This is a genomic window from Paraoerskovia marina DSM 21750 (genome assembly GCF_000701465.1).
In the GTDB taxonomy this organism is placed as follows: domain Bacteria; phylum Actinomycetota; class Actinomycetes; order Actinomycetales; family Cellulomonadaceae; genus Paraoerskovia; species Paraoerskovia marina.
Window position 1 is genome coordinate 88,441 of the sequence record NZ_JNIY01000003.1, and the last position, 25,592, is coordinate 114,032.

General features: G+C 71.7%; 27 protein-coding genes. 10 read left to right on the forward strand and 17 right to left on the reverse strand.

Annotated elements, in window-relative coordinates; translation table 11 throughout:
• Positions 1–15 precede the first annotated feature (15 nt).
• Positions 16–705, forward strand: a complete 690-nt coding sequence (pdxH, locus tag Q343_RS0100445; protein WP_029251623.1) for a pyridoxamine 5'-phosphate oxidase — start codon at positions 16–18, stop codon at positions 703–705.
• A gap of 42 nt (positions 706–747) precedes the next feature.
• On the opposite strand, the gene Q343_RS0100450 is transcribed toward pdxH, so the two are convergent.
• The 4 genes from Q343_RS0100450 to Q343_RS0100465 are packed head-to-tail and all read right to left on the reverse strand — an operon-like array spanning position 748 to position 3,786.
• On the reverse strand, positions 748–1,383 hold the full coding sequence (locus tag Q343_RS0100450) for a hypothetical protein (protein ID WP_029251624.1): 636 nt from the start codon (positions 1,381–1,383) through the stop codon (positions 748–750).
• A gap of 50 nt (positions 1,384–1,433) precedes the next feature.
• The gene (locus Q343_RS0100455) at positions 1,434–2,030 is read right to left on the reverse strand and encodes a DinB family protein (protein WP_029251625.1); all 597 of its coding nucleotides are present in this window, start codon (positions 2,028–2,030) and stop codon (positions 1,434–1,436) included.
• Between the two features lie 50 nt (positions 2,031–2,080).
• Positions 2,081–2,761, reverse strand: a complete 681-nt coding sequence (locus tag Q343_RS0100460) for a hypothetical protein (RefSeq protein WP_029251626.1) — start codon at positions 2,759–2,761, stop codon at positions 2,081–2,083.
• A gap of 32 nt (positions 2,762–2,793) precedes the next feature.
• The gene (locus Q343_RS0100465) at positions 2,794–3,786 is read right to left on the reverse strand and encodes an iron-siderophore ABC transporter substrate-binding protein (protein ID WP_029251627.1); all 993 of its coding nucleotides are present in this window, start codon (positions 3,784–3,786) and stop codon (positions 2,794–2,796) included.
• Positions 3,787–3,910: 124 nt separating this feature from the next.
• Here Q343_RS0100465 and Q343_RS0100470 point away from each other — a divergent pair, with 124 nt between their 5' ends.
• From Q343_RS0100470 to Q343_RS0100485, 4 genes are all read left to right on the forward strand, one after another.
• Positions 3,911–4,966 (forward strand): FecCD family ABC transporter permease, encoded by a 1,056-nt coding sequence (locus Q343_RS0100470; RefSeq protein ID WP_248616712.1) that lies wholly within the window; start codon positions 3,911–3,913, stop codon positions 4,964–4,966.
• Positions 4,967–4,971: 5 nt separating this feature from the next.
• Complete coding sequence (locus Q343_RS0100475) at positions 4,972–5,985, forward strand: FecCD family ABC transporter permease (protein ID WP_428829338.1); 1,014 nt, start codon at positions 4,972–4,974, stop codon at positions 5,983–5,985.
• On the forward strand, positions 5,982–6,812 hold the full coding sequence (locus Q343_RS0100480; RefSeq protein ID WP_052366717.1) for an ABC transporter ATP-binding protein: 831 nt from the start codon (positions 5,982–5,984) through the stop codon (positions 6,810–6,812). The genes Q343_RS0100475 and Q343_RS0100480 overlap by 4 nt, the downstream gene beginning before the upstream one ends.
• Before the next feature lie 99 nt (positions 6,813–6,911).
• Positions 6,912–7,544: a YitT family protein gene (locus Q343_RS0100485; RefSeq protein ID WP_029251631.1), complete on the forward strand. Its 633-nt coding sequence runs from the start codon at positions 6,912–6,914 to the stop codon at positions 7,542–7,544.
• 36 nt (positions 7,545–7,580) lie between these two features.
• On the opposite strand, the gene Q343_RS15020 is transcribed toward Q343_RS0100485, so the two are convergent.
• From Q343_RS15020 to Q343_RS0100520, 7 genes are all read right to left on the reverse strand, one after another.
• Positions 7,581–7,730, reverse strand: a complete 150-nt coding sequence (locus Q343_RS15020; protein WP_155990578.1) for a hypothetical protein — start codon at positions 7,728–7,730, stop codon at positions 7,581–7,583.
• A gap of 38 nt (positions 7,731–7,768) precedes the next feature.
• Positions 7,769–9,145, reverse strand: coding sequence for a hypothetical protein (locus Q343_RS0100490; protein WP_029251632.1), 1,377 nt, complete (start codon positions 9,143–9,145; stop codon positions 7,769–7,771).
• 109 nt (positions 9,146–9,254) lie between these two features.
• Positions 9,255–9,824, reverse strand: a complete 570-nt coding sequence (locus tag Q343_RS0100495; RefSeq protein WP_029251633.1) for an MOSC domain-containing protein — start codon at positions 9,822–9,824, stop codon at positions 9,255–9,257.
• On the reverse strand, positions 9,821–11,242 hold the full coding sequence (locus tag Q343_RS0100500) for a YibE/F family protein (protein ID WP_248616713.1): 1,422 nt from the start codon (positions 11,240–11,242) through the stop codon (positions 9,821–9,823). Before Q343_RS0100500 ends, Q343_RS0100495 begins: the two co-directional genes overlap by 4 nt.
• Positions 11,239–12,693, reverse strand: a complete 1,455-nt coding sequence (locus Q343_RS15370; RefSeq protein ID WP_248616714.1) for an NYN domain-containing protein — start codon at positions 12,691–12,693, stop codon at positions 11,239–11,241. The genes Q343_RS0100500 and Q343_RS15370 overlap by 4 nt, the downstream gene beginning before the upstream one ends.
• Positions 12,694–12,799: 106 nt before the next feature.
• Positions 12,800–14,470, reverse strand: a complete 1,671-nt coding sequence (locus Q343_RS0100515; protein WP_052366719.1) for a SulP family inorganic anion transporter — start codon at positions 14,468–14,470, stop codon at positions 12,800–12,802.
• Positions 14,463–15,575 (reverse strand): AI-2E family transporter, encoded by a 1,113-nt coding sequence (locus Q343_RS0100520; RefSeq protein WP_029251636.1) that lies wholly within the window; start codon positions 15,573–15,575, stop codon positions 14,463–14,465. The genes Q343_RS0100515 and Q343_RS0100520 overlap by 8 nt, the downstream gene beginning before the upstream one ends.
• Positions 15,576–15,684: 109 nt before the next feature.
• On the opposite strand from Q343_RS0100520, the gene Q343_RS13670 reads away from it, so the two are divergent.
• The 4 genes from Q343_RS13670 to Q343_RS0100540 all read left to right on the forward strand — a co-directional run bounded on the left by Q343_RS13670 (position 15,685) and on the right by Q343_RS0100540 (position 20,401).
• The gene (locus Q343_RS13670) at positions 15,685–17,196 is read left to right on the forward strand and encodes an outer membrane protein assembly factor BamB family protein (RefSeq protein WP_043109083.1); all 1,512 of its coding nucleotides are present in this window, start codon (positions 15,685–15,687) and stop codon (positions 17,194–17,196) included.
• Positions 17,197–17,278: 82 nt separating this feature from the next.
• Positions 17,279–17,950 (forward strand): DUF5701 family protein, encoded by a 672-nt coding sequence (locus tag Q343_RS0100530; protein WP_029251637.1) that lies wholly within the window; start codon positions 17,279–17,281, stop codon positions 17,948–17,950.
• A 9-nt stretch (positions 17,951–17,959) separates the two neighbouring features.
• Positions 17,960–19,156 carry a 23S rRNA (uracil(747)-C(5))-methyltransferase RlmC gene (rlmC, locus tag Q343_RS0100535; RefSeq protein ID WP_052366720.1) on the forward strand — a complete coding sequence of 399 codons (1,197 nt, stop codon included), beginning with the start codon at positions 17,960–17,962 and terminating at the stop codon, positions 19,154–19,156.
• A 57-nt stretch (positions 19,157–19,213) separates the two neighbouring features.
• Positions 19,214–20,401 carry an AI-2E family transporter gene (locus Q343_RS0100540; protein WP_081829521.1) on the forward strand — a complete coding sequence of 396 codons (1,188 nt, stop codon included), beginning with the start codon at positions 19,214–19,216 and terminating at the stop codon, positions 20,399–20,401.
• Here Q343_RS0100540 and Q343_RS0100545 read toward each other — a convergent pair whose 3' ends face one another.
• Genes Q343_RS0100545 through Q343_RS0100555 form a run of 3 tightly spaced genes read right to left on the reverse strand, consistent with a single transcriptional unit; the run spans position 20,402 to position 21,941 of the window.
• The gene (locus tag Q343_RS0100545) at positions 20,402–20,647 is read right to left on the reverse strand and encodes a DUF6510 family protein (RefSeq protein ID WP_029251640.1); all 246 of its coding nucleotides are present in this window, start codon (positions 20,645–20,647) and stop codon (positions 20,402–20,404) included. It abuts the gene before it with no gap.
• Positions 20,647–21,351 (reverse strand): FAD-binding oxidoreductase, encoded by a 705-nt coding sequence (locus tag Q343_RS0100550; RefSeq protein WP_029251641.1) that lies wholly within the window; start codon positions 21,349–21,351, stop codon positions 20,647–20,649. The genes Q343_RS0100545 and Q343_RS0100550 overlap by 1 nt, the downstream gene beginning before the upstream one ends.
• A complete protein-coding gene (locus Q343_RS0100555) occupies positions 21,348–21,941 on the reverse strand; it encodes a sulfite oxidase-like oxidoreductase (RefSeq protein ID WP_029251642.1) in 594 nt (197 codons plus the stop codon). Before Q343_RS0100555 ends, Q343_RS0100550 begins: the two co-directional genes overlap by 4 nt.
• A 188-nt stretch (positions 21,942–22,129) precedes the next feature.
• Here Q343_RS0100555 and Q343_RS0100560 point away from each other — a divergent pair, with 188 nt between their 5' ends.
• A complete protein-coding gene (locus Q343_RS0100560) occupies positions 22,130–22,609 on the forward strand; it encodes a hypothetical protein (RefSeq protein WP_155990579.1) in 480 nt (159 codons plus the stop codon).
• Positions 22,610–22,612: 3 nt separating this feature from the next.
• Here the strand turns inward: Q343_RS0100560 and Q343_RS0100565 are convergent, their stop codons facing one another.
• The 3 genes from Q343_RS0100565 to Q343_RS0100575 are packed head-to-tail and all read right to left on the reverse strand — an operon-like array spanning position 22,613 to position 25,343.
• Positions 22,613–23,485 (reverse strand): ABC transporter ATP-binding protein, encoded by an 873-nt coding sequence (locus Q343_RS0100565; protein ID WP_029251644.1) that lies wholly within the window; start codon positions 23,483–23,485, stop codon positions 22,613–22,615.
• Positions 23,482–24,297: an ABC transporter ATP-binding protein gene (locus tag Q343_RS0100570; protein ID WP_052366721.1), complete on the reverse strand. Its 816-nt coding sequence runs from the start codon at positions 24,295–24,297 to the stop codon at positions 23,482–23,484. Before Q343_RS0100570 ends, Q343_RS0100565 begins: the two co-directional genes overlap by 4 nt.
• On the reverse strand, positions 24,297–25,343 hold the full coding sequence (locus tag Q343_RS0100575) for an ABC transporter permease (RefSeq protein WP_029251646.1): 1,047 nt from the start codon (positions 25,341–25,343) through the stop codon (positions 24,297–24,299). The genes Q343_RS0100570 and Q343_RS0100575 overlap by 1 nt, the downstream gene beginning before the upstream one ends.
• Positions 25,344–25,592: the final 249 nt, after the last annotated feature.

Genomic DNA, 25,592 nt, shown 5'->3' on the forward strand with positions numbered 1-25,592 from the left:
GCCTAGTCTGGACGAATGAGCGATCAGCGCACCGACTACACCGGTGACGGACTGTCCGAGGCGGACCTGGAACCGACCCCGTTGGCGCAGGTGCGCCGCTGGGTGGACGAGGCCCGCGCGCGCCAGATCAGCCAGCGGGACGTCCCCGAGCCCACGGCGCTCGCGCTCGCCACGGCCGATGCCGACGGGCCGGACGTGCGCACGGTCCTGATGCGGTTCCTCGACGGCCGCGGGCCGGGCTTCGTCACCAACCTCGACTCGACCAAGGGGCACCAGATCGCCGCCGACGCCCGGGTGGCTGCCTCGCTGACCTGGCCCTCGATGTTCCGGAGCATTCGCTTCCGCGGCGTCGCGGAACCGCTCGGCCGCGACGAGGTCACCGCGTACTTCGACTCCCGCCCGTGGGGGTCGCGGGTCGGTGCGTGGGCCTCGCACCAGTCGGCGCCGGTCGCGGATCGTGCGGCCCTGGAGGAGGAGTTCGCCCGTTGGGCGGCGGAGTACCCCGACACGGGCGCCGAGGACGACGTCCCCGTCCCGGACCGCTGGGGAGGCTGGCGCATCCGGTGCACGAGCCTCGAGCTCTGGTCCGGCCGGCGCAACCGGCTGCACGACCGCCTCCGGTTCGACCTCGCCGACACCCACGACGTCGCGGGTTCCGACCTCGACGACGCCGCGGCCTGGGTGATGACCAGGCTCCAGCCGTAGCGCGCCCGCGGCCCGAGCGCCGTCCGGGCGTGCTCGAACGGCTCAGCCGACCGCGACCTCCCGGACCCACCGGTCGCCGTCGTGCGTGAAGCCGACTCGCTCGAGGTAGGCGGGGTCCTCGGTCGGGGTCCGGGGCACGACGACGCGCGTGTACCCGCGGTCGGCGAAGATCCCGGAGGTCCGGTGCACGAACTCGCCGGGGGTGAAGTCGCGGAACCGCGGAGAGACCCAGTCGAGGTCGATCACGCCCTCGCCCGGGTCGCCGTCGCGCACGATCACGACCCCGACGGTCTCGTCGCCGCGCACCACGAGGAACGCCGCCCGGTCGTCCCGACGGCCGGGCTCGAAGTCGGGCCGCTCCGTCGCGACGTCGGCGGCGTGGACCTCGAGGACGTGCGCGAGATAGGCGTCGTCGTCCGCGACGGGCACGACGGCGTACGTGTTCTCGTCGTGACGCTCCCGGTAGAGCCGGCGCAGCCAGTAGATGTCGATCAGGGTGATGGCACCGTTCATCGCCGCGAACGGCCAGACCTCGATCACCCCGTTGTAGATGGTGGCGATGAAGGCGCCCGCGAAGTTCATCCAGCGGAAGCGCAGCACCCGCGCCTGCATCAGCGAGAGCACGACCAGCACGGAGCCGGTCCACCCGATCACCTCGAGCCAGAAGCGTGTATCCATGCGGGGAGCGTACGACGGGGCGCGGGGGAGTGCTGGCCCTGGCGCGAAGTTCAGCCGCGGGGTGCGCTCTCCGCGCTCTCCGCGCTCTCCGCGATCACCACGAGGCGCGCGTGGTGCTCGGCCCACCCGGTCTCGTCGAGCGGGGGGATGTTCGGGTTGCCGTCCCGCAGGCCGACGGCGCCGTCGATCTGCTCGCGGAGGATGTCCGCGTGCCCGGCATGGCGGGCGCAGTCGATCGCGACGTGCACGATGATCTGCTCCAGCGTCACCTCGCGACGGTCCGCGGGCCACCAGGGCACGGAGCCGCGGGCGTCGAGGTCGAGCTCGTCGATGGTCCGGTCCGCGAACGCCTGGGCGTCGCGGTAGACGGCGACGATCTGCGCGGGGGACTCGTCCGCCGTCGCGAACATGTCACCGTTCGGGTCGTCGCCCGCCTGGTAGTCCGGGCCGTTCCACTCGCGTCCGAACACGACGCCGAAGTACCCCGCCTCGAGCGAGGCACAGTGCTTGACCAGTCCGAGCAGGCTGGTTCCCGTCGGGGTGCGCGGGGAGCGGATCTCGCGCTCGGAGAGGCCGTCGAGCTTCCAGAGCAGCGCCTCGCGCGGGGTGGCGAGGTAGCCGCGCAGCATGTCCTTGGTGGTCTGCATCTGGTCAGTGTGCCGCCGCGAGACGGTGTGCGCACGGGAATTGCCGGGGCTCAGGGCTCCCGGCCGTGCGCCACGAGGTGGTCGACGACGTCGTCCGTGGGGACGGAGAGGTCGCGTCCGCCGGTCCGTGTCGTCAGCCGCCACCAGGGGCTGCCGTGACGGGGCTCGACGTCGAGCGGTCCGCCGGCCGCCGCGGCGGCGGGGCTGAAGCCCGCCTCCGTCGCCGCCGTCTCGACCTTGTCGCGGACGTCGGCCAGGACGGTCGAGGGCAGGTCCGCTCCGCCGTCGGGGAAGGGGACCAGGACGACGGGCAGGGTCGGGTGGCCGAACCCGAGCAGGTCGCACGACTGCGCCAGCAGCACCGCGCCGAGTCCCAGGCCTCGGTGCGGCGCGGGGACCGAGGCCCGGCGGACCGCGATGCCGAGACGGGTGCCCTTCAACCCGCGGGCGTTGGCCCGCAGACCGAACAGCGTCGCGCCCAGGGCCGCGGCGTCGTCGTCCACCGCGGCGAGGGCGGCCAGAACCTCTCCCGCCGCGGGGTAGGCGAGGTTCACCAGCAGGCCGTGGGCGTCCCCGAGCTCGACGGCGGTGCCGTGTGCGTCGACGGCGCGCAGGGTCGAGCGCCACCCGCGCAGGCCCTGGCCGCCGGTGTCCCCACTACCTCCGGTGTCGCCGGTGTCGAGGACCAGGCGGGTGCGCAGCCGCAGGGTGCTGGGGTCGAGGCGGGTCACGCCCCGACCGTACCCAGCACCCCGCCGCGGCGTCAGCCCAGGGTGTCCTCGATCAGCGGGACCATCTGGTCGATCGCGTAGAGGGTCGCCATCGTCGTGCCGAGCGAGTAGGCGTTCGAGAGGTCGCCGTCGATCACGAGCGAGCGACCGTCGGCCACGGCCGGGAGGGCCTGCCACTGGGAGTCGTCCGTGATGTCGGCCGTCTCGACACCGATCGGGAACGCGACGACGAGGTCGGCGTCGATCAGGTCCAGCTGCTCCTCGGAGATGCTGACGAAGAAGTTCGAGTCGGCCTCGGTGAGCGCGTCGATCTCGGGGTTCTGCTCGAACCCGAGGTTGAGCAGGAACTGGGTCCGAGCCTCGGACTCGACGTACGCGCCCCAGCCGTCCCCGGTGCGGGTCGCGGCCGTGACGGTCTGCCCGGCCCAGTCGGGGTGCGCCTCGGCGGCGTCAGTGAAGGCCGTGTCGACCTCGGCGAGGAGCTCGTCGCCCTTCTCCGTCATCCCGAGCGCGGTGGCGATCATCGTCATCTGGTCGTCCGACGTCGTGAGGTAGTTCTCGCCGCCCTCGGGGACGCCGATCGTGGGGGCGATCGAGGAGAGACGGTCGTACCGCTCCTGCTCGCCGGAGCCGCGGACGTCGAGGATGAGGTCGGGCTCGAGCGCCGCGATCGCCTCGTACGAGGGCTGGAGGGCGTCGATCAGCTCGGGGGACTCGTCGTACATCCCGTCGGCCCAGGGGCCGACACCGTCGCCGCCGAACCCGAGCCAGTCGGTCGCGCCGACGGGCTGCACGCCCAGGGCGAGCGCTGTCTCGGCGTCGCCCCAGCCGAGGGCGACCACACGCTCCGGCTCCTCCTCGACGGTGACCTCGCCGAAGGTCGTCTCGACGACGGCGGGGAACGCTGCGTCGTCGGAGGCCGTCTCGGTGGCTTCCGACTCGGTCTCGGCGTCCGAGGAGCAACCGGCGAGCGTCAGGAGTGCAGCGGCGGAGGCTGCGGCGACTAGGGCGCGGGTACGGCGCATGGTGGTCGTCCCTCTCTGGGATCTGTGCGGTGCGGCGGCCGGGCGGGGGTTCCCGTCTCGATGCGGTCCGCATGGGGTAGGTGAGCCTAAGATAACTTCTATCGTGCACGATACCCGGACCGCCGTGAAGCCCCAGCGAGAGTCCCGGGCCCCTGGGCGGCAGTCGCCCGGAGGCCGGGCGATCGCTCTGCTCGTCCTGCTCGCGCTCCTCGTCGTCGCGGTCTTCCTCAGCCTTGCCGTCGGGTCGCGCCCGATGTCTCTCGACGTGGTCTGGGGTGCGCTGACCAGCGGCGACGTCCCCGCCGCCGACCGCGCCGCCGCCGCCGACCGCGCCGCCGTCGTCGACCTCCGCCTGCCACGCACCGTCCTGGGCATCCTCGTCGGGGCCGGGCTGGCCGTCGCGGGAGCCATCATCCAGGCCGTGACGCGCAACCCGCTGGCCGATCCCGGGATCCTGGGTGTGACGAGCGGCTCAGCCTTCATGGTGGCCGTCGCCGTCGGGTTCCTCGGGATCACGACGCCGTCCGGGTACGTCTGGTTCGCCCTCGCCGGTGCACTGCTCGCCTCCGTCGTCGTCTACCTCATCGGCTCCGCGGGCGGTCGGTCCGCCGGGCCCGCCCAGCTCACGCTCGCCGGCGTGGCGCTCAGCGCGGTGCTCTCCGGACTCGTCTCTGCGATCCGCCTCACCGACCCGCAGAGCTTCGCCGCCATCCAGACCTGGGAGTCCGGCTCGTTCCAGGACCGCGGGTGGGACGTGATCGTGCCCGTCCTGCCGTTCGTCCTCGCGGGCCTGCTCCTCGCCCTGGCCCTCGCCGGCTCCCTCAACGCGCTCGCGCTCGGCGACGACCTCGCCTCCGCGCTCGGCTCCTCGGTCCTGCGGACCCGGGTGCTCGCCGTCGTCGCCGTCACCCTGCTGGCCGGCGGTGCGACGGCGATGGGCGGCCCCATCATCTTCGTCGGCCTGATGGTCCCGCACGTCGCGCGCTGGATCGCCGGCCCGGACCAGCGGTGGATCATCACCTACTCGATGCTCCTCGGGCCGGTCCTCGTCCTCGTCGCCGACGTCCTCGGCCGCGTCGTCGCCCGCCCCGGCGAGATCCCCGTGGGCGTCATCACCGCGTTCGTCGGTGCCCCCGTCCTCATCTGGCTCGTGCGGCGCTCGCGGGTGATCGGACTGTGACGGCGCTGCGGCCGTCGACCGGCCTCGTGACCCGGCGCGGGCCCTCGCGCGGAACCGTGACCGCCGTCGTGCTCGGACTGCTGCTGGCCCTTCTCGCGCTCGTCGCGATGGGGCTCGGTGACTACCCGCTCGGACCCGTCGAGGTCCTCCGCGCGCTCGTGAGCGACCAGGGCTTCGACACCGTCGTCGTCACGGAGTGGCGCCTGCCCCGCGTCCTCGCGGCCCTCGTCTTCGGCGCGGCGCTCGGCGTCTCCGGCGCACTGTTCCAGTCCCTGACGCGCAACCCGCTCGGCTCGCCGGACGTCATCGGCTTCTCGACCGGCTCCTTCACCGGCGTCCTGGTCTTCACCATCATCTTCGGCGGCTCCACGCTCGGGACCACGGGCGGGGCGATCGTCGGCGGCCTCGCCACGGCGCTCGTCGTCTACCTGCTGGCCTACCGGCGCGGGATCCAGGGCTTCCGGCTGATCGTCGTCGGCATCGCGGTCACGGCGATGCTGCACTCCTTCAACGTCTGGCTGCTGCTCCAGGTGCAGACCGAGGTCGCGATGTCGGCGTCGATCTGGGCCGCGGGCACGCTCAGCCTGGTCGGTTGGGAGCGGCTGCTGCCCGCCGCGGTGATGCTCGCGGTCCTCGTGCCCGTGGTCCTCGGGGTCGCCGGGCCGCTCCGACAGCTCGAGCTCGGGGACGACGCCGCAGCGGCCCACGGCGTCCGGGTCGAGCCCGCCCGGCTCGTCATTCTCGTGGTGGGCGTCTCGCTGACGGCGATCGTCACGGCCACCACCGGCCCGATCGCGTTCGTCGCCCTCGCCGCGCCCCAGGTGGCCCGACGGATCGCGCGCAGCGCAGGGCTCCCGCTCGGGCACGCCGCCCTCGTGGGTGCGATGCTGCTCCTCGCCGCCGACGTCGTGGCCCAGCACCTGCTGCCGACCGCGCTGCCGGTCGGTGTCGTCACCGTCGTCCTCGGCGGCATCTACCTGCTGAACCTGCTCGTCCGCGAGGCACGGCGGGCGGCATGAGCACCGAGAACCTCGCATCCAGAAAGGACCGGATGGAACCCCGCCTCAGCGCGCAGGACCTCACGCTCGGGTACGAGCGGCGCACCGTCTCGGAGGGACTGACGGTCGACATCCCCGACGGCTCGTTCACGGTGATCGTCGGCCCCAACGCGTGCGGCAAGTCCACCCTGCTGCGCGCCCTCTCTCGGCTCCTGCGTCCCCAGGCCGGCCAGGTGGTGCTCGACGGCCGCTCGATCGCCGACCTGCACACCAAGGAGGCAGCCCGCCGCATCGGGCTCCTCCCGCAGTCCGCCATCGCGCCAGACGGCATCACGGTCGCCGACCTCGTCGCCCGGGGCCGGTACCCGCACCAGACGCTCTTCCGCGGACGGGGGCACGACGACGAACGCGCCGTCGAGGCCGCGATGCTCGCCACCGCGGTCGACGAGCTGGCGGAGGTCCACGTCGACGAGCTCTCGGGTGGACAGCGGCAGCGCGTCTGGGTCGCGATGGCGCTCGCGCAGGAGACACCGATCCTGCTCCTCGACGAGCCGACCACCTACCTCGACATCGCCCACCAGATCGAGCTGCTCGACCTCTTCTCCACCCTGCACGACCAGGGCAGCACCCTCGTCGCCGTCCTGCACGACCTCAACCACGCGGCTCGCTACGCCACCCACCTCATCGCCATGAAGGACGGCAAGGTCGTCGCGGAGGGGCCGCCGTCGGACATCGTGACGGCCGAGCTCGTCGAGGAGGTCTTCGGTCTTCGCTGCCTCGTCATCCCCGACCCCGAGACCGGCACGCCGCTCGTCGTCCCCCGCAGGGCCGAGCGACCCGGACGCTGAGCGCGAAGGAGCACCCGCGTCGTCGTGTGACCATAGGAGTGCCGACCGACCACCACCCCCGGTCGTCGGCACACCCACCCCACCCCTGGAGGGACACCGATGGCCGACGCGCGCCCGCAGTCAAATCTTTCGCCCGACGATGTCAAGCACTCTGCGCTCGAGGACGTCGTCGGCATCCTCACGGGGACGTTCGTCGTCTCCCTCGGGCTGTTCCTGCTCAGCTCCGTCGGAGCCGTCACGGGCGGGACGGCCGGGCTCGCGCTGCTCGTCAGCTACGCCGTCGACCTCCCGTTCAGCTGGCTGTTCGCACTCGTGAACCTCCCCTTCTTCCTCCTCGCGATCTGGAAGAAGGGCTGGAACTTCACCGTCCGCACGGGCATCTCGATCGGGATCGTCTCGCTGCTCTCCGAGCTGCACCCCGTGATGTTCGGGGAAATCGACCTGCCCGTCGTCTACGGCGTGCTCGCGGGCAACCTGCTCGCCGGCGTCGGCCTGCTGATCGTCTTCCGCCACGGGTCCAGCATCGGCGGGTTCAACATCGTCGCCATCGTCGCGCAGGACCGCCTGGGGTGGCGGGCCGGATACGTCCAGATGGGCCTCGACACCACCGTGATCCTGCTGTCGTTCACCGTCGTCGCGCCCGGGACCGTGCTTATCTCCGCGCTGGGTGCCGTGGTGCTCAACCTCGTGCTCGCGATGAACCACCGGCCGGGACGCTACGCGGGCTACTAGTCACATGGTGCCGCTGGCAGGCCGTGGGTCGGTCGGTCAGCGGCCCTTCGAGGCTGCTTCTCGAATGCGCGCGACGTCGCGCCCATACGCTTCCCGATCGCTCGCCTTGATCGTGGAACGGCGGGAGTCGACCGTCGTCGCGCGACCGTAGACGGCATTGCGGCGTGGAGTCTCAGCGGTACTCATGGGGCCTCCTTCGAGCCTGTCCCGCCATCGTAGTCGAGTCACTCATGCCAGGCCCCTGCGCGTCGACGCCGTTGAACTGCGCCGAGTGCATGGAGGAGTGCGCACAGCCCCGCCGCGCACAGCGCGATCCACCAGTATGTGCTCAGCCACGGTTCACGTAGATCCCAGGCGAGTGCTGTCGCTGCGACTGCCAACAGGCCTGCGCAGAGAGCGATCGTGACGCGCGCCGGGCCCAGGAGTACCGATGCGATCTCGTGCTCCCGCACGCCGAGGAAGATCGAGAGGGCGACGGCCGGAAGTGTCAGCAGCACGGCGCTCGGATCACCTGCGCGCTCAAGGGTCGGCATAGCGCCGGGGAGTGCCAGCGAAAGGAGGACGAACGCGAACGTCGCGATGGACGTCAACATCGCGACACGTGCCGTTCCACGGCCCGTCGTCGTCAGAGCCGCGAGCGCGATCCGATCCTCTCCGTCCTCCCACCGCACGCTGAACCTCCCGTGTGCGTGTGAGACAGGGCCTGCCCGCCGGTCGATCTCGCCGGACGGCTGCAGCGGAGTCGCCATCAGTGCGAGCGAATGGCACTCGATCTCGGCCGGCAGGTGCAGCTCGAGGTGGTACGACCGTGCGTCACCGGCACCGCGAATCGGCAGCTCCAGCTGTGCGGGCCGGATACCGAGACTCGCCAGCCCGACGTCGGCCCGCCACCGGAGAACGTCGCGCCACCGCTGGTACGTCGGTGGCAGACCTGACGCACGGGGTGTCTCGTCCGGGTGGAGCGTGGTCGTCCAGTAGGAGCTGAACTTGAGGATCGAGCGGCGGGCGGTGTCGGGACGGGACACGATCCCGAAGAGGATGTACCCGTAGCAGAGGTCGTGGAGGATCGCCCTCGTCGTCGTGCTCAGGCGTCCGAGCTCGTCGTCGGTCAGCACACGATCGCCGGCGTGCATCCCCGTGGCCAAGAAGTCAACGGCGTCGGTCGTCTCTGCAGTTCGGATCGGCAAAGAAACGACGAGTGCGAAGATCGTCCGCTCCAGAGCGGGCGTGATCTGGATAACGTCGACGCTTTCCAGAAGCGCGCACACGATCTCACACGCGAGGGTCGCGCTCTCGTCGCGGCCAAGGATGCTGAGCGCGCGCCCGTCGCCGTCCACGATGTCGAAGTCGCGAAGCGGTCCCGTGGAGAACAGGCCTAGTGGCACGATGATCTGACCTCCGCGCCCCGGGCCTGGCCAGGAGAGCCGCTCGTCGGCCGGAAGCGTGCAGTCGATCGAGGTTCGCCGTCGGCCCCGGTCTCCCGCATCGAGTCGAATGCTGTCGACCTGACGATGCTTCCATGCGTGAGCCTCGAAGATCAGTTGTGCCAGGGCGAGGGCGCGCCCCTGAGCAGCGTTCGACTCGTGCGTCTCAGATTCCACCCGTGTCCCGTCGTCGTGGTGGCACGACCCTAGTCGGATGGTGATGCACTCAGGGCGGGGCTGTGGATACCTTCCGATCGTGGTTCTTCAGTCCCGGGGGTCCCGCCCGCTACGGAAGTCTCTTCGGGAGGTTCGGCAGGCCCGCCCGGGCGGGGTCGAGCTCGACAGGGCTCTCCAGCACGGCAGGGCCGCGGTGGAGGAACCCGCTGGTCAGCGGCATGCAGCGCAGACCGCCCCGGCCCCGCATCGCGTGATGGACGCCCGGTCCGAGCATCCGGTCCATCCAGGCGCACGGTGCCGCGTGCCGCCCGGGGCGCAGCGTGATCGCGTCGGCGAGATCAGGCCCGGAGCGAATGGTGATCTCGGAGCCGATCAACGGCATCAGCTCGGCGCCCCGGAGGATCACGTTGCGTCGGGTGAGCAGAGGGTCGAGCGTGCCGAGGCCGAGCTCGTCGGCGATCGACTCCAGCGACTCCGCGGCAAACAGCGTCACCGCCGCGTCCATGTGGGCGGCGCGGCCGAAGAATCGGTCACCGACGACCCCCTTGTGCGCGACGACCTCGACCCGGTCGGCATCGGTGGTGGGCACGTCGGCCGCGCCCTCCTTCGGGCGCCCGAAGTAGGCGTGCTCGGGCGACACGAGGAGGTGCAGGACCTCGATCGGGTACGAGTACGTCATATCCGACTGTCCCACTCGACGTCGTCGAACGCGCCCCAGCTGCGGGGGGCAGGGGGAAGGGGCATCTGCTGATCCCGAGCGCGGTCGTCGACCGTCTCGACGGGCTCGACGGGCTCGACCGTCTCGACAGGCTCGACGTGCGGTGTCGTCTCGACGGGCTCGACCGTCTCGACGGGCTCGACGTGCGGTGTCGTCTCGACGGGATCGGCGTGCTCCGGGGCGGCGTCCGGCACGGTCATCGCGGCGATAGCCGTCGTCAGCGGGATCGCGAGCACGAGGCCGATCGACCCGATCAGGGTGCGCGCCACCTCCTCGGCGATCACGCCGTTGGTCAGCGTCGAGCCGATGCTCTGCTGGGTCAGCCACACGAACATCAGCATCGGCAGTGCTGCACCGACGTAGGCGAACGCGATCGTGTACACCGCGGAGGCGATGTGGTCCTGGCCGATCCGCATCGCGCGGGAGAACAGCTCGCGCCGCCTCGCGGTCGGAGCGACGGCGCGCAGCTCCCAGACCGTGGACGCCTGCGTGATCGTCACGTCGTTGAGCACACCGAGGCCGGCGAGGACGATCCCGCAGATCATGATGCCGTGCAGGTCGACCGCGGGGGCGTACGACGGGAGGTACAGCGTCTCCTCGTGGCTGAGCCCGGACAGGTGCGCGGCGTACGTGCCCCAGGTCGCGAGACCCGCGGTCAGCAGCAGCCCGAGCACCGTCCCGAGCAGCGCCGTCGACGTCCGGGCGGTGAACCCGTGCGCGACGTAGAGCACCACGAACATCACGACGAAGGCAGAGACCAGCGCGACCGCGAGCGAGTTCTTGCCGGCGAGCAGCGCCGGCAGGGTGAAGACCCCGACGACGGCGAGCGCGATGCCGAGCCCGACGATGGCGGCAAGTCCTCGCCAGCGTGCGACCAGCGCCACGAGGACGACGAAGAGCACGGCGAGCAGGGCGAGGGGGAACCCGCGCTCGAAGTCGAGGAAGACGAACCCGGCGTCGACGGCACCCTGCTGGCTGACGTCGAGGACGCGCACCCGTTCGCCGGTCTCGAAGCCGAGGTCGATGTACTCGGGCGGCGCCGTCATCGCGCCGGTTCGCCCGTCGTCGAGCTCGACCGGGACCGTCCCGGTCTCGGGATCGGCCGGGCCGGTGATCTCGCCGGACACGACGCTGGTGCCGTCGGCCATCGCGGTAGCGCGTTCGGGCAGGTCCCCCTCCGACGGCCAGAGCACCACCAGCCCGATCACGGTCGCGACGAGGACGGGCAGCAGGAGCACCGTCAGGACGACGCGGACCCGGGTCGTGGTCGGCGGCATCGGTCCGTGGCCGTGACCGTGCAGGGCGGGTGCCGCACCACTACGCGCGCGCTCGGCCTCGCGCTGCCGGCGCCGCGTCTGCGGCGTCGAACCGTGCCTCACGCCTCGAGGAGGCCGCCGCCGACCCAGGCTCGCAGGGCCGCGATGTCGGACTTGCCGAGCTCCATCCGTGCGCCCTGGCAGAGCCCGACGACGTTCTGGGCGTACGCGTCGGCCAGGTCTGCGGCCGACGGCGCCTTGCTGAGCTCCGCGCCCGCGTAGAGGATCGCCGAGATCACGAAGTTCACGGTGGACCGGCCGACCGGCGCCCCGGCCTCCTGGCAGGCGTCCCGCACGCGTCGCGCCGTCGTCGGGCGCTCGAAGGGGTGCTCGGCGATGTCGTCCGCCAGCGTCGTCAGGAGTGCGCGGTAGTTCTCGCGAGAAAGCCCGGGAACGTCCGTGACGGCGACGACCTGGCGCTGGAGCGCACTGGGGTCGATGTCGTCGGCCGCGCCCGGCAGGTCGGCCTCGTCGAAGCGGGCCGGGTCCCAGACGTGGCCCGGGGGCCGTGAGGACACGCCCACCTCGGGAACGTCCTGCGCCAGCCACGCGGTGAACCCGCCAGTCCCGCCCCAGTTGGAGTCGGGCAGGCCGGGGTCGGCCTTCTGCGCCACCTGCGCGACGGCACCGAGTGTGAGGGGGCGGTCTGCGGCACGGACCCGCTTCAGGACGGCGGAGCGTGCCGGCGAGAAGGGCAGCAGCAGCGGCTCGGGTGCCTCCTCGGGCACGGGCGCGTCCGCGGGAGCCTCGGCCTCGGGCTTCGGCGTCTTCGTGACGTCCTTGGCGCGTGCCGTCCGGTTGTTGCGGGCGTGCGCGGAGGATCCCGACCCGGACTCTGACGCAGACGTGGAGGAGGAGCCGGAGGCGGTGGACGACCCGGAGCCGCGGCCCCTGCCCGAGCGGCCGCGGCCCTTGCTCTGCTCGTCCTTGGGGGCCGGAGGCAGCTCGGGGAGCACCGACGTCGTGGACGTGACCAGCTCGGCCAGGTCGTCGGCCGTGATGACGGTGTCGGCGACGGCGCGGTAGGCGCTCGCGGCCGGGCTCGCGGTGATGATGGTGACGCGGCGGTCGTCGGCGCGGCAGCGCAGCGCCAGTGGCGTGAAGTCGGCGTCGGCCGAGACGATCACGATCTCCTCGTACCGGGTGGCGGCGGCGAGCGCGTCGACGGCGTCGAGGACGAGGTTGATGTCGGCGCTCGACTTGCCCTGCTGCGTCAGCGACGGGCAGTCGACCACCTGGAAGCCGGCGCGGGTGAAGTTGGGCCGGAACTGGGAGAAGACCGACGGGTTGAGGTAGCAGGAGCGGACCAGGAAGCGGCGGGTGAACTCGCCGTCGTCGTCGCTTCCGGACTCGAGCTCGGAGAGCCAGTGGGCGGGATCGGTGGCGAACGCCTCGGCCGCCACGGGGTCGAGGCGGCGCAGACCGATGTACACGTTGTCGAAGTCGACGAACATCGCCGCGCGCAGGATGCGGCCGGGCTCGATGGGGCGGGGAGTCTCGCTGGTGGTCGTCACCCGACCCATCATCCTCGCCCGAGCCGGTGGCAGCGACCTCGTGGCCCGTTCGACGTCTCCCGGAGCGACGCCGGGGCCATGGTGGCGGAGCTCTGGACGAGCCGAACTAGTCCTGCTCGGGCGTCGTACCGTGGTGCGTGACGGCGTCGTCCACCTCGAGATGGATGCCCGGACCCGTCAGGCGCGCCTCGATCCCGGACACCTCGAGCTCGTCCCGCAGCTCGCTGCGCACGCGGGCGAGGCACAGGCCGACGTCGCGGCGGTCGAGCTCGTCGAGGAGCTCCAGCACGACCTGTGCACCGGAGGAGTCGATGTCGTCGACGGACTCCATGTCGATCACGACGGTGTGGGTGTCGTCGTCGAGCAGGTTCAGGACGTCGTCGCGCAGCTTCGAGGCGTTGGCGAAGAAGATCGAGGCGTCGAAGCGGTAGACGAGCAGGCCCGGGGTGGGGGTCGCGTCGTCGTGGTCGGCGATGTCGCGGTAGGTGTCGGTTCCGGGCAGGCGGCCGAGGACAGCGGTGTGCGGGCTCGCGGCCTTGAGGACGACGATCAGGAGCGAGAGGCCGATCGCGATCAGGATGCCGACGAGCATCCCGAGGGCAAGGACTCCGACGACGGTGACGACGGCCATCCAGAACTCCGAGCGGCGGTAGCGCCACAGCGTGCGGAACTCCTGGACGTCGAAGAGGCCGAACCCGGCGATGATGACGATCGCGGCCAGCGTCGCCGTCGGGAGGTACTCGAAGACGGGGGCGAGGAACAGCAGCGTGAGGACGGCGAGCGCGGCGGCCACGATGTTGGCGAGCTGGCTCCTGGCCCCCGCGTCGGCGGCGACGAAGCTGCGTGACTGGCTGCCGTTGACCGGCAGCGCCCCGAGGAGACCGGCACCGATGTTGGCGGCGCCGACGCCGAAGAACTCGCGGTTGGCGTCGATCCGGTCGCCCTGGGTCGCGGCGATCGACCGGGCGGTCAGCACGCTGTCGGGGTACACGAGCATCGCGACCGCGAAGGCCGGGCCGATCAGGGCGAGCAGGTCGGACCCGCTGACGTCCGGGATCCCGGGGGCGGGGAGCCCGCCGTCGAACGCCCCGACGACGGCGACCTCGACGCCGCTGACGCCGACGACGACCATGCTCCCGACGATCGCGACCAGCGCCCCGGGGATCTGGGGCGCGACGCGGCGCAGGACGAGGACGACGGCGACGGTCGCCACGCCGAAGGCGAGGCTGGCGGCGTCGGCGAGGTCCAGGTTGCGGGCGACGGCCCCGATCTCGGTGAGGTAGTCGCCGGAGTCGACCTCGACGCCGACGAACCCCTGGAGCTGGCTGGTGACGATGAGGATGCCGGAGCCGAACACGTAGCCGGCGAGCACGGGCCGTGAGAGGAAGTCGGCGATCCGGCCGAGCCGAAAGATGCCGCCGAGAAGGAGGACCACGCCGACGAGGAGCGCGAGCATCGCGACCAGCTCGACGTACTCGTCGCTGCCGGGCGACGCCATGCCGCCCACGATCGACGCCACCATGATCGCGACGGTCGACTCCGCGCCGACGTTGAGCTGCTTGGACGAGCCCCAGAGCCAGTAGAGGAAGCTCGCGCCGATCGCGGCATAGAGCCCGACGACGGGCGGCAGCCCGGCGAGGACGGCGAAGCCGAGCGACTGAGGGACGAGCATCGCCCAGAGGGTGAACCCTGCGACGACGTCGCCGCGGAGCCAGGCGCGGTCGTAGTCGCGTGCCTCGGCGAGACCGGGGACGACCGAGCGGATCCTCCTAGCCATCGGCGATGTCGGTCGCAGTGCCGCCCGTGGTCGTGGCCTCGGGCGTGCCGGTCGCCTCGGCGGGAACCCGCCGAGCCGCCAGCGCCTCACGGTGGTGACGGACGACGTCGAGGATGATCACGGTCACCGGGGCGGAGAGCGTCGCCCCGAGCACGCCGGCGAGCGCGGCACCGACGATCGTGGACCCGAGGGTGACGATCGGGTGCAGCCGCAGCTTGTCGCTGGTGAGCTTGGTGAGCATCAGGGTCTGCACGAGGTTCTGTGCGACGAGGATGACGATCAGCAGGATCAGGGCCGCCGTGGGGCCCTGGGAGCCCAGCGCGATCAGGACGGCGAACGCGCCGGAGAAGATCGCACCGAGGTACGGGATGTACGAGGTCACGAACGTCACGAGGGCGATCGCCCCGACGAGCGGGACGTCGAGGACGAGCGCACCGAGCCCGATGAGGACGGCGGTGATGGCGCTCGTGGAGGTCAGCGCGCCGAAGTAGCGGCGCAGGGTCACGCTCGCCTCCTTCACGACGACGTCGCCCGGGGTGTCGCCGACCGCGACGTGGCGGGCCACCCACTGCTCGAACGAGTCCCAGTCGGAGAGCAGGAAGTAGAGGAAGAAGACGGCGACGAGCGTTCCGGCGAGGAACGAGGCAGCGCTCGAGAACGCGCTGCCGAAGAACCCCGCGAGCCCGGTGAGCATGTCGGTCGCGCCCTCGCCGACGTCGAGGCCTGCGAGGTCGACCGAGGTGAGGTCGAACCCGGTGAGGTGCTCGTCGACGAGCTCGAGGCCGGACGTGAGCTTCGCGGCGATCTCCGAACCCTGTGCGACCACCCCGACCACGGTGAACCAGATCGCGGCGAACAGGATCGCGCCGAGTGCGAGGAGCACGGTCACGGCGCCCAGGGAGCGGGGCAGGCCCAGTCGCTTGAGCCGGTCGACCGCCGGGTGGAGGAGCACACCGAGCACCGCGGCGATGACCAGGGGAATCACCAACCCTGAGACTGCGGCGAGCGCCGTCCAGGTGATGAACGCGACGACGATGATGCCCACGATCGCCCAGGCCGCCCGCCCGGTACGAAGGAGTGGGCGTCCGTCGGTGGGTGACCTCACGTGTCCTCCTTGGTGTAGGGCGTACGACGACGCCCTTCTCATCCTCGCAGGAGCGACCGGTTTTGGCTGGCCGACCCGGAGTGACGTGGTCGTCGCTAGGCTCGTCGACATGGTCGATCGCGGGGACTTCGTGGAGCTGGACATCTCTGCCGCCACGGAGGCGGGGGGCGACGCTCCGGCCGAGGACGACGAGTCCCCGCAGCCGACGCGCCGCCGCCGGTGGCGCGGCGTCGCGATCGTCGTGGGGATCGTGACGGTCGTGGGCGGCGGGCTGTACGTGGGCACCGGCGTCCAGGAGCAGCGGGCGACCGCGGCGCGCCTCGCGGACGGGCACGGGCTCCGGAGCGTGCCGGAGGCGCCCGACACCGTGTGGTCCACCCCGGCTCGCTACGGCGTGCTCCGCGACGACGTCGTGGTCGCCGTCGACGGGTCCGTCGCGCGCGGGCACGACCCGGCGACGGGGGCGGAGCTGTGGTCCTACGACCTCGGGCTCGGGGAGAACCCGAGCTGCGGCGTCGAGTTCGGGTTCCGCGGCGACGAGCTGAGCACGGGAGACCCGCTCGTCTGCCTCTCGCGGGCCATACCCTACGAGGTCGCGGTCGTCGACGACGGGGAGCTCACGGCGCAGCGGGTGCTCGACCTGCCCGCCGGGGCGAGCGTGGCGCCGGGGCCCGGCGGCAGCCTCGTCGTCGCGCAGGGTGACGGGGACCCCGTCGACGCGACGGTGTTGCTCGACGAGCTCGCGAGCATCGAGGGCCTCGCGCCAGACCCAGACCTCGTCCCGCTCGTCGAGGGCGTCGACGTCGCGGCCCAGGACGCGGTCTCGGGCGAGCCCCTGTGGACCCGGCACCTGGAACCGCACGTCGTCGACAACGGCTGGCGTTGCGTCGAGCTCGGGGAGGGTGACGACAGCTATCGGTTCGCCGGTGCCGGAGAGGCGTCGGTCCTCAGCGGGGCGGGGCTGGTCCAGGTCCTCGGGTGCGGGGTGAGCGCCACCCTGTCGGCCGACGGCACCGTGCTGGCCGAGCCTGGGTCCGGCGAGACGGTGGTGCCGCTGCCGGGCGCACTCCTGGCCCGCAACCCCGACCTCATGATCGCGGTGGAACCCGGGCCGTCCGAGGTGCTCGACCGGCAGGGGGAGGTCCTGCACGAGGTCCCGGGGACGATCCTGTCGCCGAGCGCTACCGACGGGACGGGGTCTCCGACGTTCGTCGCCAACGGGTCGCTCCGGGCGTTCGACGGCACCCAGGAGCTGTGGTCGGCGCCCGTCGGGGCCGAGCAGGTGCTGGCGGTGACCGGCCAGGTGGTCGTCGCGGCGACGAGCTACGCGATCCAGGGCCTGGACCGGGAGACCGGGCAGATGCTCTGGGAGCAGGACGTGACGGCGTCCGCGTGGCTGAGCAGCGCGTTCGTCGACGAGGAGCGGCTGATCCTGCTCGCCACGGACCAGTCGAACCCGGAGGAGGGTCTCACCCAGACCCTGACGGCCTACGGGCTGCGCGACGGCGAGGTCCGGTGGCAGCAGCCGGTGCCGGACGGCCCCGCCGCGGGGACGAGCGTGCAGGTCGCGGACGGCCGGATGGTGGTCACGGACGGGGCGACGGTCTCGGTCGTCGAATAGCTGACCGCCCTGCGCACCGGGAATGGTTCGGGTGGCCCGAGCGTTGTGGTTGTCCCTCGTCTCGTCCCCTCCAAGGAGGCCCATGTCCCCGTTCGAGCTCCCGTCCCTCGCCGCCCAGGCCGAACGCCTCGCCGCGCTCGGCCTCGTCGAGCGGGGCCTGCCCGGCGCAGCGCTCGACGCCGTGCGGACGTCCGACCGCGCCGCCGCCGGCACGACCGCCGACCAGGACGGGACGAACCCGCTCCTCGTGGTCCACCCCGCCGTCGTCCCCCCGTCCCGGCTGGCTCCGCTGCTGAGCCTGGGCGAGAAGCGCGGGTTCGTCGTCGTGGACATGACCGACGTCGACGACTTCGGCCCGATCGACGGCATCGAGCTGCCGGAGCAGCCGCTCTACACCGTCGGTGCCCCGACGCGGGGCGACGAGATGGCGAACTGGTCGCCGGAGGAGGCGCTCGCAGAGATCACGGGCGTCGGCCGCACACCTCTGACCCTCTCCGAGGGGATCTCCTGGGCGCTGCAGCTCCCGGGCGTCGTCGAGAAGAACCACTGCTTCATGACCATCGGATCCCGGCTGCGCAAGGAGCGTGGGGGACTCGACGCCCGCACGCCCGCGCTCTGGATCTCCGGCGGGACGGGGCGGGACGGCCGGGAGAACCGCGGGGCGCCCAAGGTCGGGTGGTGCTGGGCGCGCAACCGGCACACGTGGCTCGGGTTCGCCTCGACGTCGGGGCGTGCGGAGATCGCCCGGACGTAGACTCGGACGATGCACTGCGCCTACTACGTGGCAGGGCGGTGCCGCTCCTGCACCCTGATCGAGCAGCCGTACGCCGGTCAGCTCGACGACACCCAGCGCCGGACCGCCGAGACCCTCGGAGCGCGGCCCGGCCTGCGGTGGGAGCCACCCCGCGCCAGTGCCGAGGCGGGCTTCCGCAACAAGGGAAAGATCGTCGTCGGCGGGTCCGTGCAAGAGCCGACCCTGGGCATCCTGGACGCGGACGGCCACGGCGTGGACCTGCAAGACTGCGGGCTCTACGTCCCGGCGATCCACGACGCGCTCCCCGTGCTCGCCGAGTTCGTGACGCGGGCGCGGCTGGACCCGTACGACGTGCCCGCACGCCGGGGCGAGCTGAAGTTCGTGCTGGTGACGGCCTCGCCGGACGGGCAGCTGATGCTGCGGTTCGTCCTGCGGTCCCAGGAGCCGGTCGCGCGCATCCGCAAGCACCTGCCGTGGCTGCAGGCGGCCCTGCCGGGGCTGCACGTGGCGAGCGTCAACCTGCTGCCCGAGCACAAGGCGGTGACCGAGGGCGAGCGCGAGATCCTGCTCACCGAGGCCGAGACGCTGCGGATGCGCCTCGACGTCGACCTGCACCTGCGGGTCCGCTCGTTCTTCCAGACCAACACGGACGTGGCGCAGGCGCTGTACCGGGCGGCGCGCGAGTGGACCGACGACGTCGCCCCGGCCCGGGTCTGGGACCTGTACTGCGGCGTCGGCGGGTTCGCGCTCCACCTGGCCGGCGCGGGCCGCGAGGTCACGGGCGTCGAGATCAGCGCCGACGCGATCGAGAGCGCGCGGCGCAGCGCCCAGGACGCCGCCCTGGCGGGCGTCGACTTCGAGGCATCCGACGCCGGGGCGTGGGCGACGACCCGGCTCGCCGCCGCGGAGGGCGGGTCGACGACGAGGCCCGACCTCGTCGTCGTGAACCCGCCACGCCGGGGCATCGGGGAGCTGGCGCCGGCGCTCGAGCACTCCGACGTCCCGTACGTGCTGTACTCGAGCTGCAACCCGACGTCGCTCGCCCGGGACCTGGACGCGATGCCGTCGCTGCGGCCGGTCCGCGCGCAGGTGTTCGACATGTTCCCGCACACCGCGCACGCCGAGGTGCTGACCCTGCTGCGTCGCACGGAGGACGCGGGCGGCGCCCCCGACACCCCGGCGCACGGGCAATGGTCTGGCGCATAGCCGCCGATCCGGGATGATGGTGCGGTCCGTAGTTCGTGCCACGTTGGAGCACCACTGATGACAGAACGCCTGGGCCTCGCGCCCTCCACCCGAATCATGCTGTCGATCGCGGCCGCGATCGTCGTGCTCGCGGGCATGCACGCCGCGGAGGGGATCATCGGGCCGATGGCCCTGGCGGCGGTCATCGTCATCATCGTGATGCCTGTGCGTGCGCCGCTGGTGCGCCGCGGCTGGCCGAGCTGGCTCGCCACGACGATGGTGATCGTCGTCGCCTACCTGATCCTCGCCGTCCTGCTCGCGATGCTGGTGTTCGCGGGCGTCCGGTTCGGCAACCTCGTCGCCGACTACTTCGACGACCTCGTGGCGTCGCTGAATTCCGTGGCGGACAGCCTCATCGCGCTCGGGCTGCCCGACGACATCGTGAGCCGCGTGACCGAGTTCTTCGACCCGACGTTCCTCTTCTCGGTCGCGGGCACGGTCAGCGGTGTGCTCACGACGGCGCTGACGGCCTTCTTCTTCGTGCTCGCCTACGCGATCTTCATGTCGGCGGACGCGGCCCAGTACGGCACGGCACGCTCGGCCTTCGGCGCTACCCGCAGCGCGGTGATCGACCGTGCGACGGCGTACAACACCGGCGTGCGCAAGTACTTCGTCGTCAACGCGACGTTCGGCCTGATCGTCGCGGTCGTCGACGGGTTCGCGCTGTGGGCGCTGGGCGTCCCGGCCCCGGTGGTGTGGGCGATCCTCGCGTTCGTCACCAACTTCATCCCGAACATCGGGTTCATCCTCGGGCTGGTCCCGCCGATGATCATGGCGCTCGTGGTCGGCGGATGGCCGCTGGCGCTGGCCGTCGTGGCGCTCTACTGCGTCGTCAACGTCGTCCTGCAGGTGCTGGTGCAGCCCAAGTTCGTCGCGGACTCGGTGAGCCTGTCCCTGACCCTGAGCTTCGTCTCCGTGGTGTTCTGGACGTTCATCATCGGCCCGCTCGGCGCGATCCTCGCCATCCCCCTCACGCTGCTCTTCCGGACCCTCTTCCTCGAGCCGGACCCCGGGTCGGCGTGGTTGCGCTGGCTCTCCGGCGACTACGAGGCGCGCGACCCGAGGCCGGACGGCGAGGACGACGGGGACGACCCCGTCCTGCCCGCCCCGGACGAGCCGGACCCCGAGCGTGAGGGCGAGCAGGACCTCGCGCTCCCGACCTCGGACTACGACGCCGAGCCGGCCCCGGCGAAGGACCCCGCCTGATCAGGGGCGCAGCCAGGCCAGCCCGCGTGCTGAGACGCTCGTCCCGTCGGGCCGTTCGACGACGGTGAGCAGAACCTCCTCGCACGCGCGGCAGCGCGCCACGATCCCCATCGCGGACGCGAAGACCAGGGCGCGGGCGAGCCGTGCCACGACACCGCAGTGGGCGCAGCGTGCCCGTGCGGTGGTGACGTCGAAGGCGTAGATCCCGGCCAGCGGGCCGGCCAGTGCGTTGCCGTCCAGTGCCATCAGGCACCTCCAAAGCGTTCGGTGCGGATGCGTGCGGCGTCGTGCCCGGCGTCGAGAAGCAGCGCGGCCGCCGCCTCGACGAACCCCGTGGGGCCGCAGACGAACACGGCCGGGTCCTGCGACGGCCCGAACGTGGACGCGAGGTCGGCCGGGGCGAGCCTTCCCGCCGGTCGTGCGTGGCCGGGCGGCGGCTCGCGGGTGTACACCCACGTCGTGTCGACGCCGGCGGAGGCCGACAGCTCCTCCGCGAAGAACGCGTCGGCCACCGATCGCACGGAGTACGTCAGACGGAACGGGGCCGTCGACGCGGCACGTCGTCGGGCCCGGACCATCGCGGCGAGCGGGACGATCCCCGAGCCGCCCGCGATCAGCTGCACCGGCTCGACGTTCTCGGGCCGCCAGACGAAGAACCCGCCGAGCGGGCCGCGGACCTCCATCTGGTCGCCCACCTCGAGGACGTCCACGAGGTAGGGCGAGACCTCGCCGTCGTCCACCCGGTCCACCGCGAGCTCGACGACGTCGTCGAGCGCCGTGTCCGCGAGCGAGTACGACCGCACGGCCTGGTACCCGTCGTCGGCCGTCAGCCTCAGGTCGACGTGCTGCCCGGCGAGCGCCCCGCGGAACCCCGGGACGCGGAGCGTGATCGCGCGGGCGCTCGCGGTCACCTCGACGATCTCGGTCACCTCGGCGACGAGCCAGGTCATGCGTACCTCTGCTCAAGCCAGGGGTCCCCGTAGAGGTGGTACCCGTTCTGCTCCCAGAAGCCGGGCTCCTCGTGCTCCTGCATCACGAAGCCGCGCACCCACTTGGCGGACTTCCAGAAGTAGAGGTGCGGGACGATCAGCCGGACGGGGCCGCCGTGCAGCGGGGCGAGCGGCTCTCCGCCGTGCTCGAAGGTGATCCACGCCTTGCCGTCGAGCAGGTCCTCGAGCGGCAGGTTGGTGGTGTACCCGCCGTAGGAGTGCACCATGACGAACTCCGCCTCGGACTCGACGTCCTCGAAGAACGCGTCGACGCTGACGCCGCGCCACTGGGTGTCGAACCGCGACCACCGTGTGACGCAGTGGATGTCGGTGGTGACGTCCTCGACGGGCATCGCCATGAGGGCGGCCCAGTCCCACCGGCGCACCTCGCCGGACTCGGTGTGGACGGAGAACTGCCAGTGCGCCTCGTCCACGTTCGGTGTGGGGCCGGCGGAGAGCACGGGGAAGTCCTCGGTGAGGAACTGTCCGGGCGGCAGGGGCTTCTCGGCGGGTGCGCGGCGGCCGCCGAACCCGCGGGTGGTGATGGCCATGGGGCCTCCTCAGGCTGGGTCCTGCCAGTCTCGCCCCGGATCTCGGACGGCGCGCGGTGGGCGCCGTGACAGTTCACCCTCGCCGAGGGTTGTCTTGTGTGTGATCTGCATCACACTGAAAAGACAGGGCGCCGCGCGTGACCGCGTGCACCGCGACGAGGGGAGCGGCAGTGAGATACGTGCGAGGAGTGCGAACGACAGCAGCAGCATGCGGTGTGGCGGCGGTGATCGCCGGCCTCGGCGGGTGCGCCAACCCGCTCGACGAGCTCAGTGAGTCCGGCGTCGAGAAGATCGTCGAGGAGGGGCTGAACTCCGCAGACGGCGAGGGCGACAGCGACGTCGACCTCGGCATCGGCGGGAGCGCCGACCTGCCCGACGACTGGCCCGCGGAGATCCCGACGCCCGCCGGCAACGTGGTCATGTCCACCAAGATCGACGGCTCGTGGACGGCCTCCATCTCGACCGACACGGCCGGCGTCGAGGCGTACCTCGCCGAGCTGGAGAGCAGCGGGTTCGTCAGCGGCGACGAGATCGACCTGGGCGGGATGACGAGCGCGACCTACTCGGCCTCGGGCCCGTACGCGGTGACAGTCAGCTCGATCACCGACGACGAGGCCGCCGAGGTCGTCATGAACGTGATGGTGCTCCCGGACGAGCAGGTCGAGTAGCGGCTACGCCTCGTCGCGCGCGGCGCGCTCGACCAGCACCATCGTCTCCTCCAGCGTGGCGGGGACCTCCTCGAGGCGGGCCTCGACGCCTGCGTCGCGCAGCGCCGCCGACACCTCGTCGGGAGCGGTGCCCGCCACGCGGCTGGTGCGTCCCGAGAGGACGACCGGAAGATCTGCGTCGCCGAGCGCGGCGAACGCCCCCGCCCAGTCGTCGGCGTGGACGACGACGGCGCGCGTGCCCGAGGTGATCTCCGCCGTCGTGCCTGCCGCGACCTTCTTGCCGCGCGACATCATCACGAGCCGGCTGCACTGCTCCGCTTCCTGCATGTAGTGCGTGGTCACGAGCACGGCGACGCCGTTCTCCGCCTGCTCGTGGATCGTGTCCCAGAGCCGGGCCCGGGCGAGCGGGTCGACGCCGGACGTGGGCTCGTCCAGGATCAGCAGGGTCGGCCGGTGCAGCAGCGCGCAGTGGAACGCGAGCTGGCGTTGTCGGCCGAGTCCGATCGAGGCTGCCTGCCGGTCGCGGACCTCGGCGAGCGCGGGCGGGAGCGGGGGTAGGTCGTCGACGCCGAACGCCTCGGCGACGAACGCGACGTTCTGCTCCACGGTGAGCTCCAGGTAGAGCCCCAGGCCCTGCGGGACGTACCCCAGCGCGTGCCGGTCGGACGACGCGGGTGCCGACCCGAACACCTCGGCGCGGCCGTCGGTGGCCACCTCGAGCCCGAGGAGGACGCGGAGCAGTGTCGTCTTGCCCGCGCCGTTGGCCCCGAGCAGCCCGACGATCTCGCCCGGCTCCAGCCGGAGCGAGACGTCGTCGACGGCGGTGAAGTCCCCGAACTTCTTGGTGATGTTCTCGGCGACGACGACGGCGCTCATCGGTGGTCCTCCTGCGTCCGGGCGAGGCTCAGTGCGATCAACGCGTCCTCGAGGTCGGGGGTGATCTCGCTCCCCGGGGCGGTCTCGCCCGGAGGTGTCCAGGTGTGGAACGCCGTGCCGCGGCGCCACGTCCGGCGGCCCGCGGGCCGGTGGTCGGTGGCCGAGACCGTTCCCGGGACCTCGTGCACGACGGCGGTCGGGTCTCCGGCGGTCAGCACGGTGCCCGCGTCGAGGGCGACCACGGTGGAGGCACGCTCGGCCTCGTCCAGGTACGTCGTCGTCATCCCCACGGCGGTGCCTCGCGCCGCGGCCTGGGTGACCAGGCGCCACAGCTCGACGCGGCTGACCGGGTCGACGCCGGTGCTCGGCTCGTCGAGCAGGAGCATGCGGGGGCGGTGCAGCATCGCCATGCAGAAGCCGAGCTTCTGCCGCATCCCGCCGGAGAGCTCGCTCCCGAGACGGGACGTGGCGTGCGTCAGGGCGGCGGTCTCGAGGAGCTCGTCGCCGCGCTCGCGGATCGTTGCCGCGGACATCCCGTAGGCGACCCCGGCGAACTCCAGGTTCTGGCGGACGCTGAGCGCCGGCCAGACGCCCGACGTCGAAGGCTGGTAGCCGACCTCGGTGAGGTCCGGGACGTCCACGGCGCCGCCGTCGAGCGCGACCCGGCGCAGCAGGGCGCGCACGAGCGTGGTCTTCCCGGCGCCGTCACCCCCGACGATCGAGGTGACGCGCCCCTCGGGCAGGTCCAGGCCGACTTCGTCGAGCGCCGTCGTGCTGCCGAACCGGACCGTGACGTGCCGTGCGCCCCACATCAGCGGGCCTTCGCGGGGGCGAGGTCGCGGCGCAGGCGGACGACGGCGGTGCCGAAGATGACCACGGCCATCAGGACGAGGACGGCGAGCGACGGCCAGAGGTAGCTCCACGAGGAGTCCCGCAGCATGATCCCCTGCGAGATCTTGGTGAAGTACGTCAGCGGCAGCAGGTACCCGATCCACCGGACCCCGGCCGCCATCGCCTCGAGCGGGAAGATCATGCCGGAGAGCAGCACCTGGGGGAGCAGGGTCATCATCGCGACCTGCACGGCCTGCCCGGTGGTCTGCGAGACGGTGGAGATCAGCACGCCGATGCCGAGGACGACGAAGAGGAAGATCGCGGCGCCCAGGACGAACGCGGTGACGCTGCCGTTGAACGGGACGTCGAACACCCACATGCCGAGCACGGTGATGATCACCATGTCGACGCAGGCGAGGATGAAGTAGGGCGTGATCTTGCCGATGATCACCGAGGCGGACGAGAACGGCATGACCGCGAGCTGCTCGAGCGTCCCCTGCTCGCGCTCCCGGACCAGCCCGATGCTCGTGATGATGGTGCCGATGAACGTCAGGATCAGGCCGATCAGGGCGGGGACCATCACCCACGAGGTCTCGAGGTCCGGGTTGTAGAGGATCTCGGAGTCCACCGCGTCGCCCAGGCCCGCGACGATCACGTTGGCCGTCTGGGCCGCGAAGAGGTTCGAGCCGTCGATGAGGACGGTCGGCCTGTCCGACGGCGAGGCGTCGCCGGTCAGGATCGCCATGTCGACCTCGTCGTCCGCGAGCTGGTCGCGCACCTGCGCCTCGGTCCCGTCCTCGTCGACGGTGGTGAGGTCGAGCTGGTCGGAGGCGTCCGGCGACTGGGAGACGAGCTGTTCCGCCTGGCTCGCGTCGGAGCCGACGACGGAGACCGTGAGCGTGTCGATCGTGAAGTTGGCGGCGAACCCGAAGATGATCAGCAGCATCAGCGGCAGCCCGATCAGCATGGCGAGCGTGCGCTTGTCGCGCCTCAGCTCGCGGAACTCCTTGATGATCGTTGCGCGCATGGTCGCTCCCGTGGACTAATTCATCGGTCGTTGAATCTAAGGTAGCGGCTCTGCCGCGAGGCGTCGAACCCGCCCGACGGCGTGTCGTCCCGGAGGGGTGCGGCGGGCAGGGGTGCGTCGGGCAGGCGGCGGAGGCGTGCCTCCCCCGAGGCGTGACGGCCCCCCTTTGGTCATTCGCCTGAAGGAAATGGACTCCAGGGGTGAAAGATGTGCCACGGGTAGCGGTTCGACATGACTTCTCTACGCTGA

Bases quoted from the DNA above. Each gene is read 5' to 3' on its own strand.
- pdxH (WP_029251623.1), top strand. From the start codon at position 16: ATGAGCGATCAGCGCACCGACTACACCGGTGACGGACTGTCCGAGGCG.
- Q343_RS0100450 (WP_029251624.1), bottom strand. From the start codon at position 1,383: ATGGATACACGCTTCTGGCTCGAGGTGATCGGGTGGACCGGCTCCGTG.
- Q343_RS0100455 (WP_029251625.1), bottom strand. From the start codon at position 2,030: ATGCAGACCACCAAGGACATGCTGCGCGGCTACCTCGCCACCCCGCGC.
- Q343_RS0100465 (WP_029251627.1), bottom strand. From the start codon at position 3,786: ATGCGCCGTACCCGCGCCCTAGTCGCCGCAGCCTCCGCCGCTGCACTC.
- Q343_RS0100480 (WP_052366717.1), top strand. From the start codon at position 5,982: ATGAGCACCGAGAACCTCGCATCCAGAAAGGACCGGATGGAACCCCGC.
- Q343_RS0100485 (WP_029251631.1), top strand. From the start codon at position 6,912: ATGGCCGACGCGCGCCCGCAGTCAAATCTTTCGCCCGACGATGTCAAG.
- Q343_RS15020 (WP_155990578.1), bottom strand. From the start codon at position 7,730: ATGAGTACCGCTGAGACTCCACGCCGCAATGCCGTCTACGGTCGCGCG.
- Q343_RS0100495 (WP_029251633.1), bottom strand. From the start codon at position 9,824: ATGACGTACTCGTACCCGATCGAGGTCCTGCACCTCCTCGTGTCGCCC.
- Q343_RS0100515 (WP_052366719.1), bottom strand. From the start codon at position 14,470: ATGGCTAGGAGGATCCGCTCGGTCGTCCCCGGTCTCGCCGAGGCACGC.
- Q343_RS13670 (WP_043109083.1), top strand. From the start codon at position 15,685: ATGGTCGATCGCGGGGACTTCGTGGAGCTGGACATCTCTGCCGCCACG.
- Q343_RS0100530 (WP_029251637.1), top strand. From the start codon at position 17,279: ATGTCCCCGTTCGAGCTCCCGTCCCTCGCCGCCCAGGCCGAACGCCTC.
- rlmC (WP_052366720.1), top strand. From the start codon at position 17,960: ATGCACTGCGCCTACTACGTGGCAGGGCGGTGCCGCTCCTGCACCCTG.
- Q343_RS0100540 (WP_081829521.1), top strand. From the start codon at position 19,214: ATGACAGAACGCCTGGGCCTCGCGCCCTCCACCCGAATCATGCTGTCG.
- Q343_RS0100545 (WP_029251640.1), bottom strand. From the start codon at position 20,647: ATGGCACTGGACGGCAACGCACTGGCCGGCCCGCTGGCCGGGATCTAC.
- Q343_RS0100550 (WP_029251641.1), bottom strand. From the start codon at position 21,351: ATGACCTGGCTCGTCGCCGAGGTGACCGAGATCGTCGAGGTGACCGCG.
- Q343_RS0100555 (WP_029251642.1), bottom strand. From the start codon at position 21,941: ATGGCCATCACCACCCGCGGGTTCGGCGGCCGCCGCGCACCCGCCGAG.
- Q343_RS0100565 (WP_029251644.1), bottom strand. From the start codon at position 23,485: ATGAGCGCCGTCGTCGTCGCCGAGAACATCACCAAGAAGTTCGGGGAC.
- Q343_RS0100570 (WP_052366721.1), bottom strand. From the start codon at position 24,297: ATGTGGGGCGCACGGCACGTCACGGTCCGGTTCGGCAGCACGACGGCG.
- Q343_RS0100575 (WP_029251646.1), bottom strand. From the start codon at position 25,343: ATGCGCGCAACGATCATCAAGGAGTTCCGCGAGCTGAGGCGCGACAAG.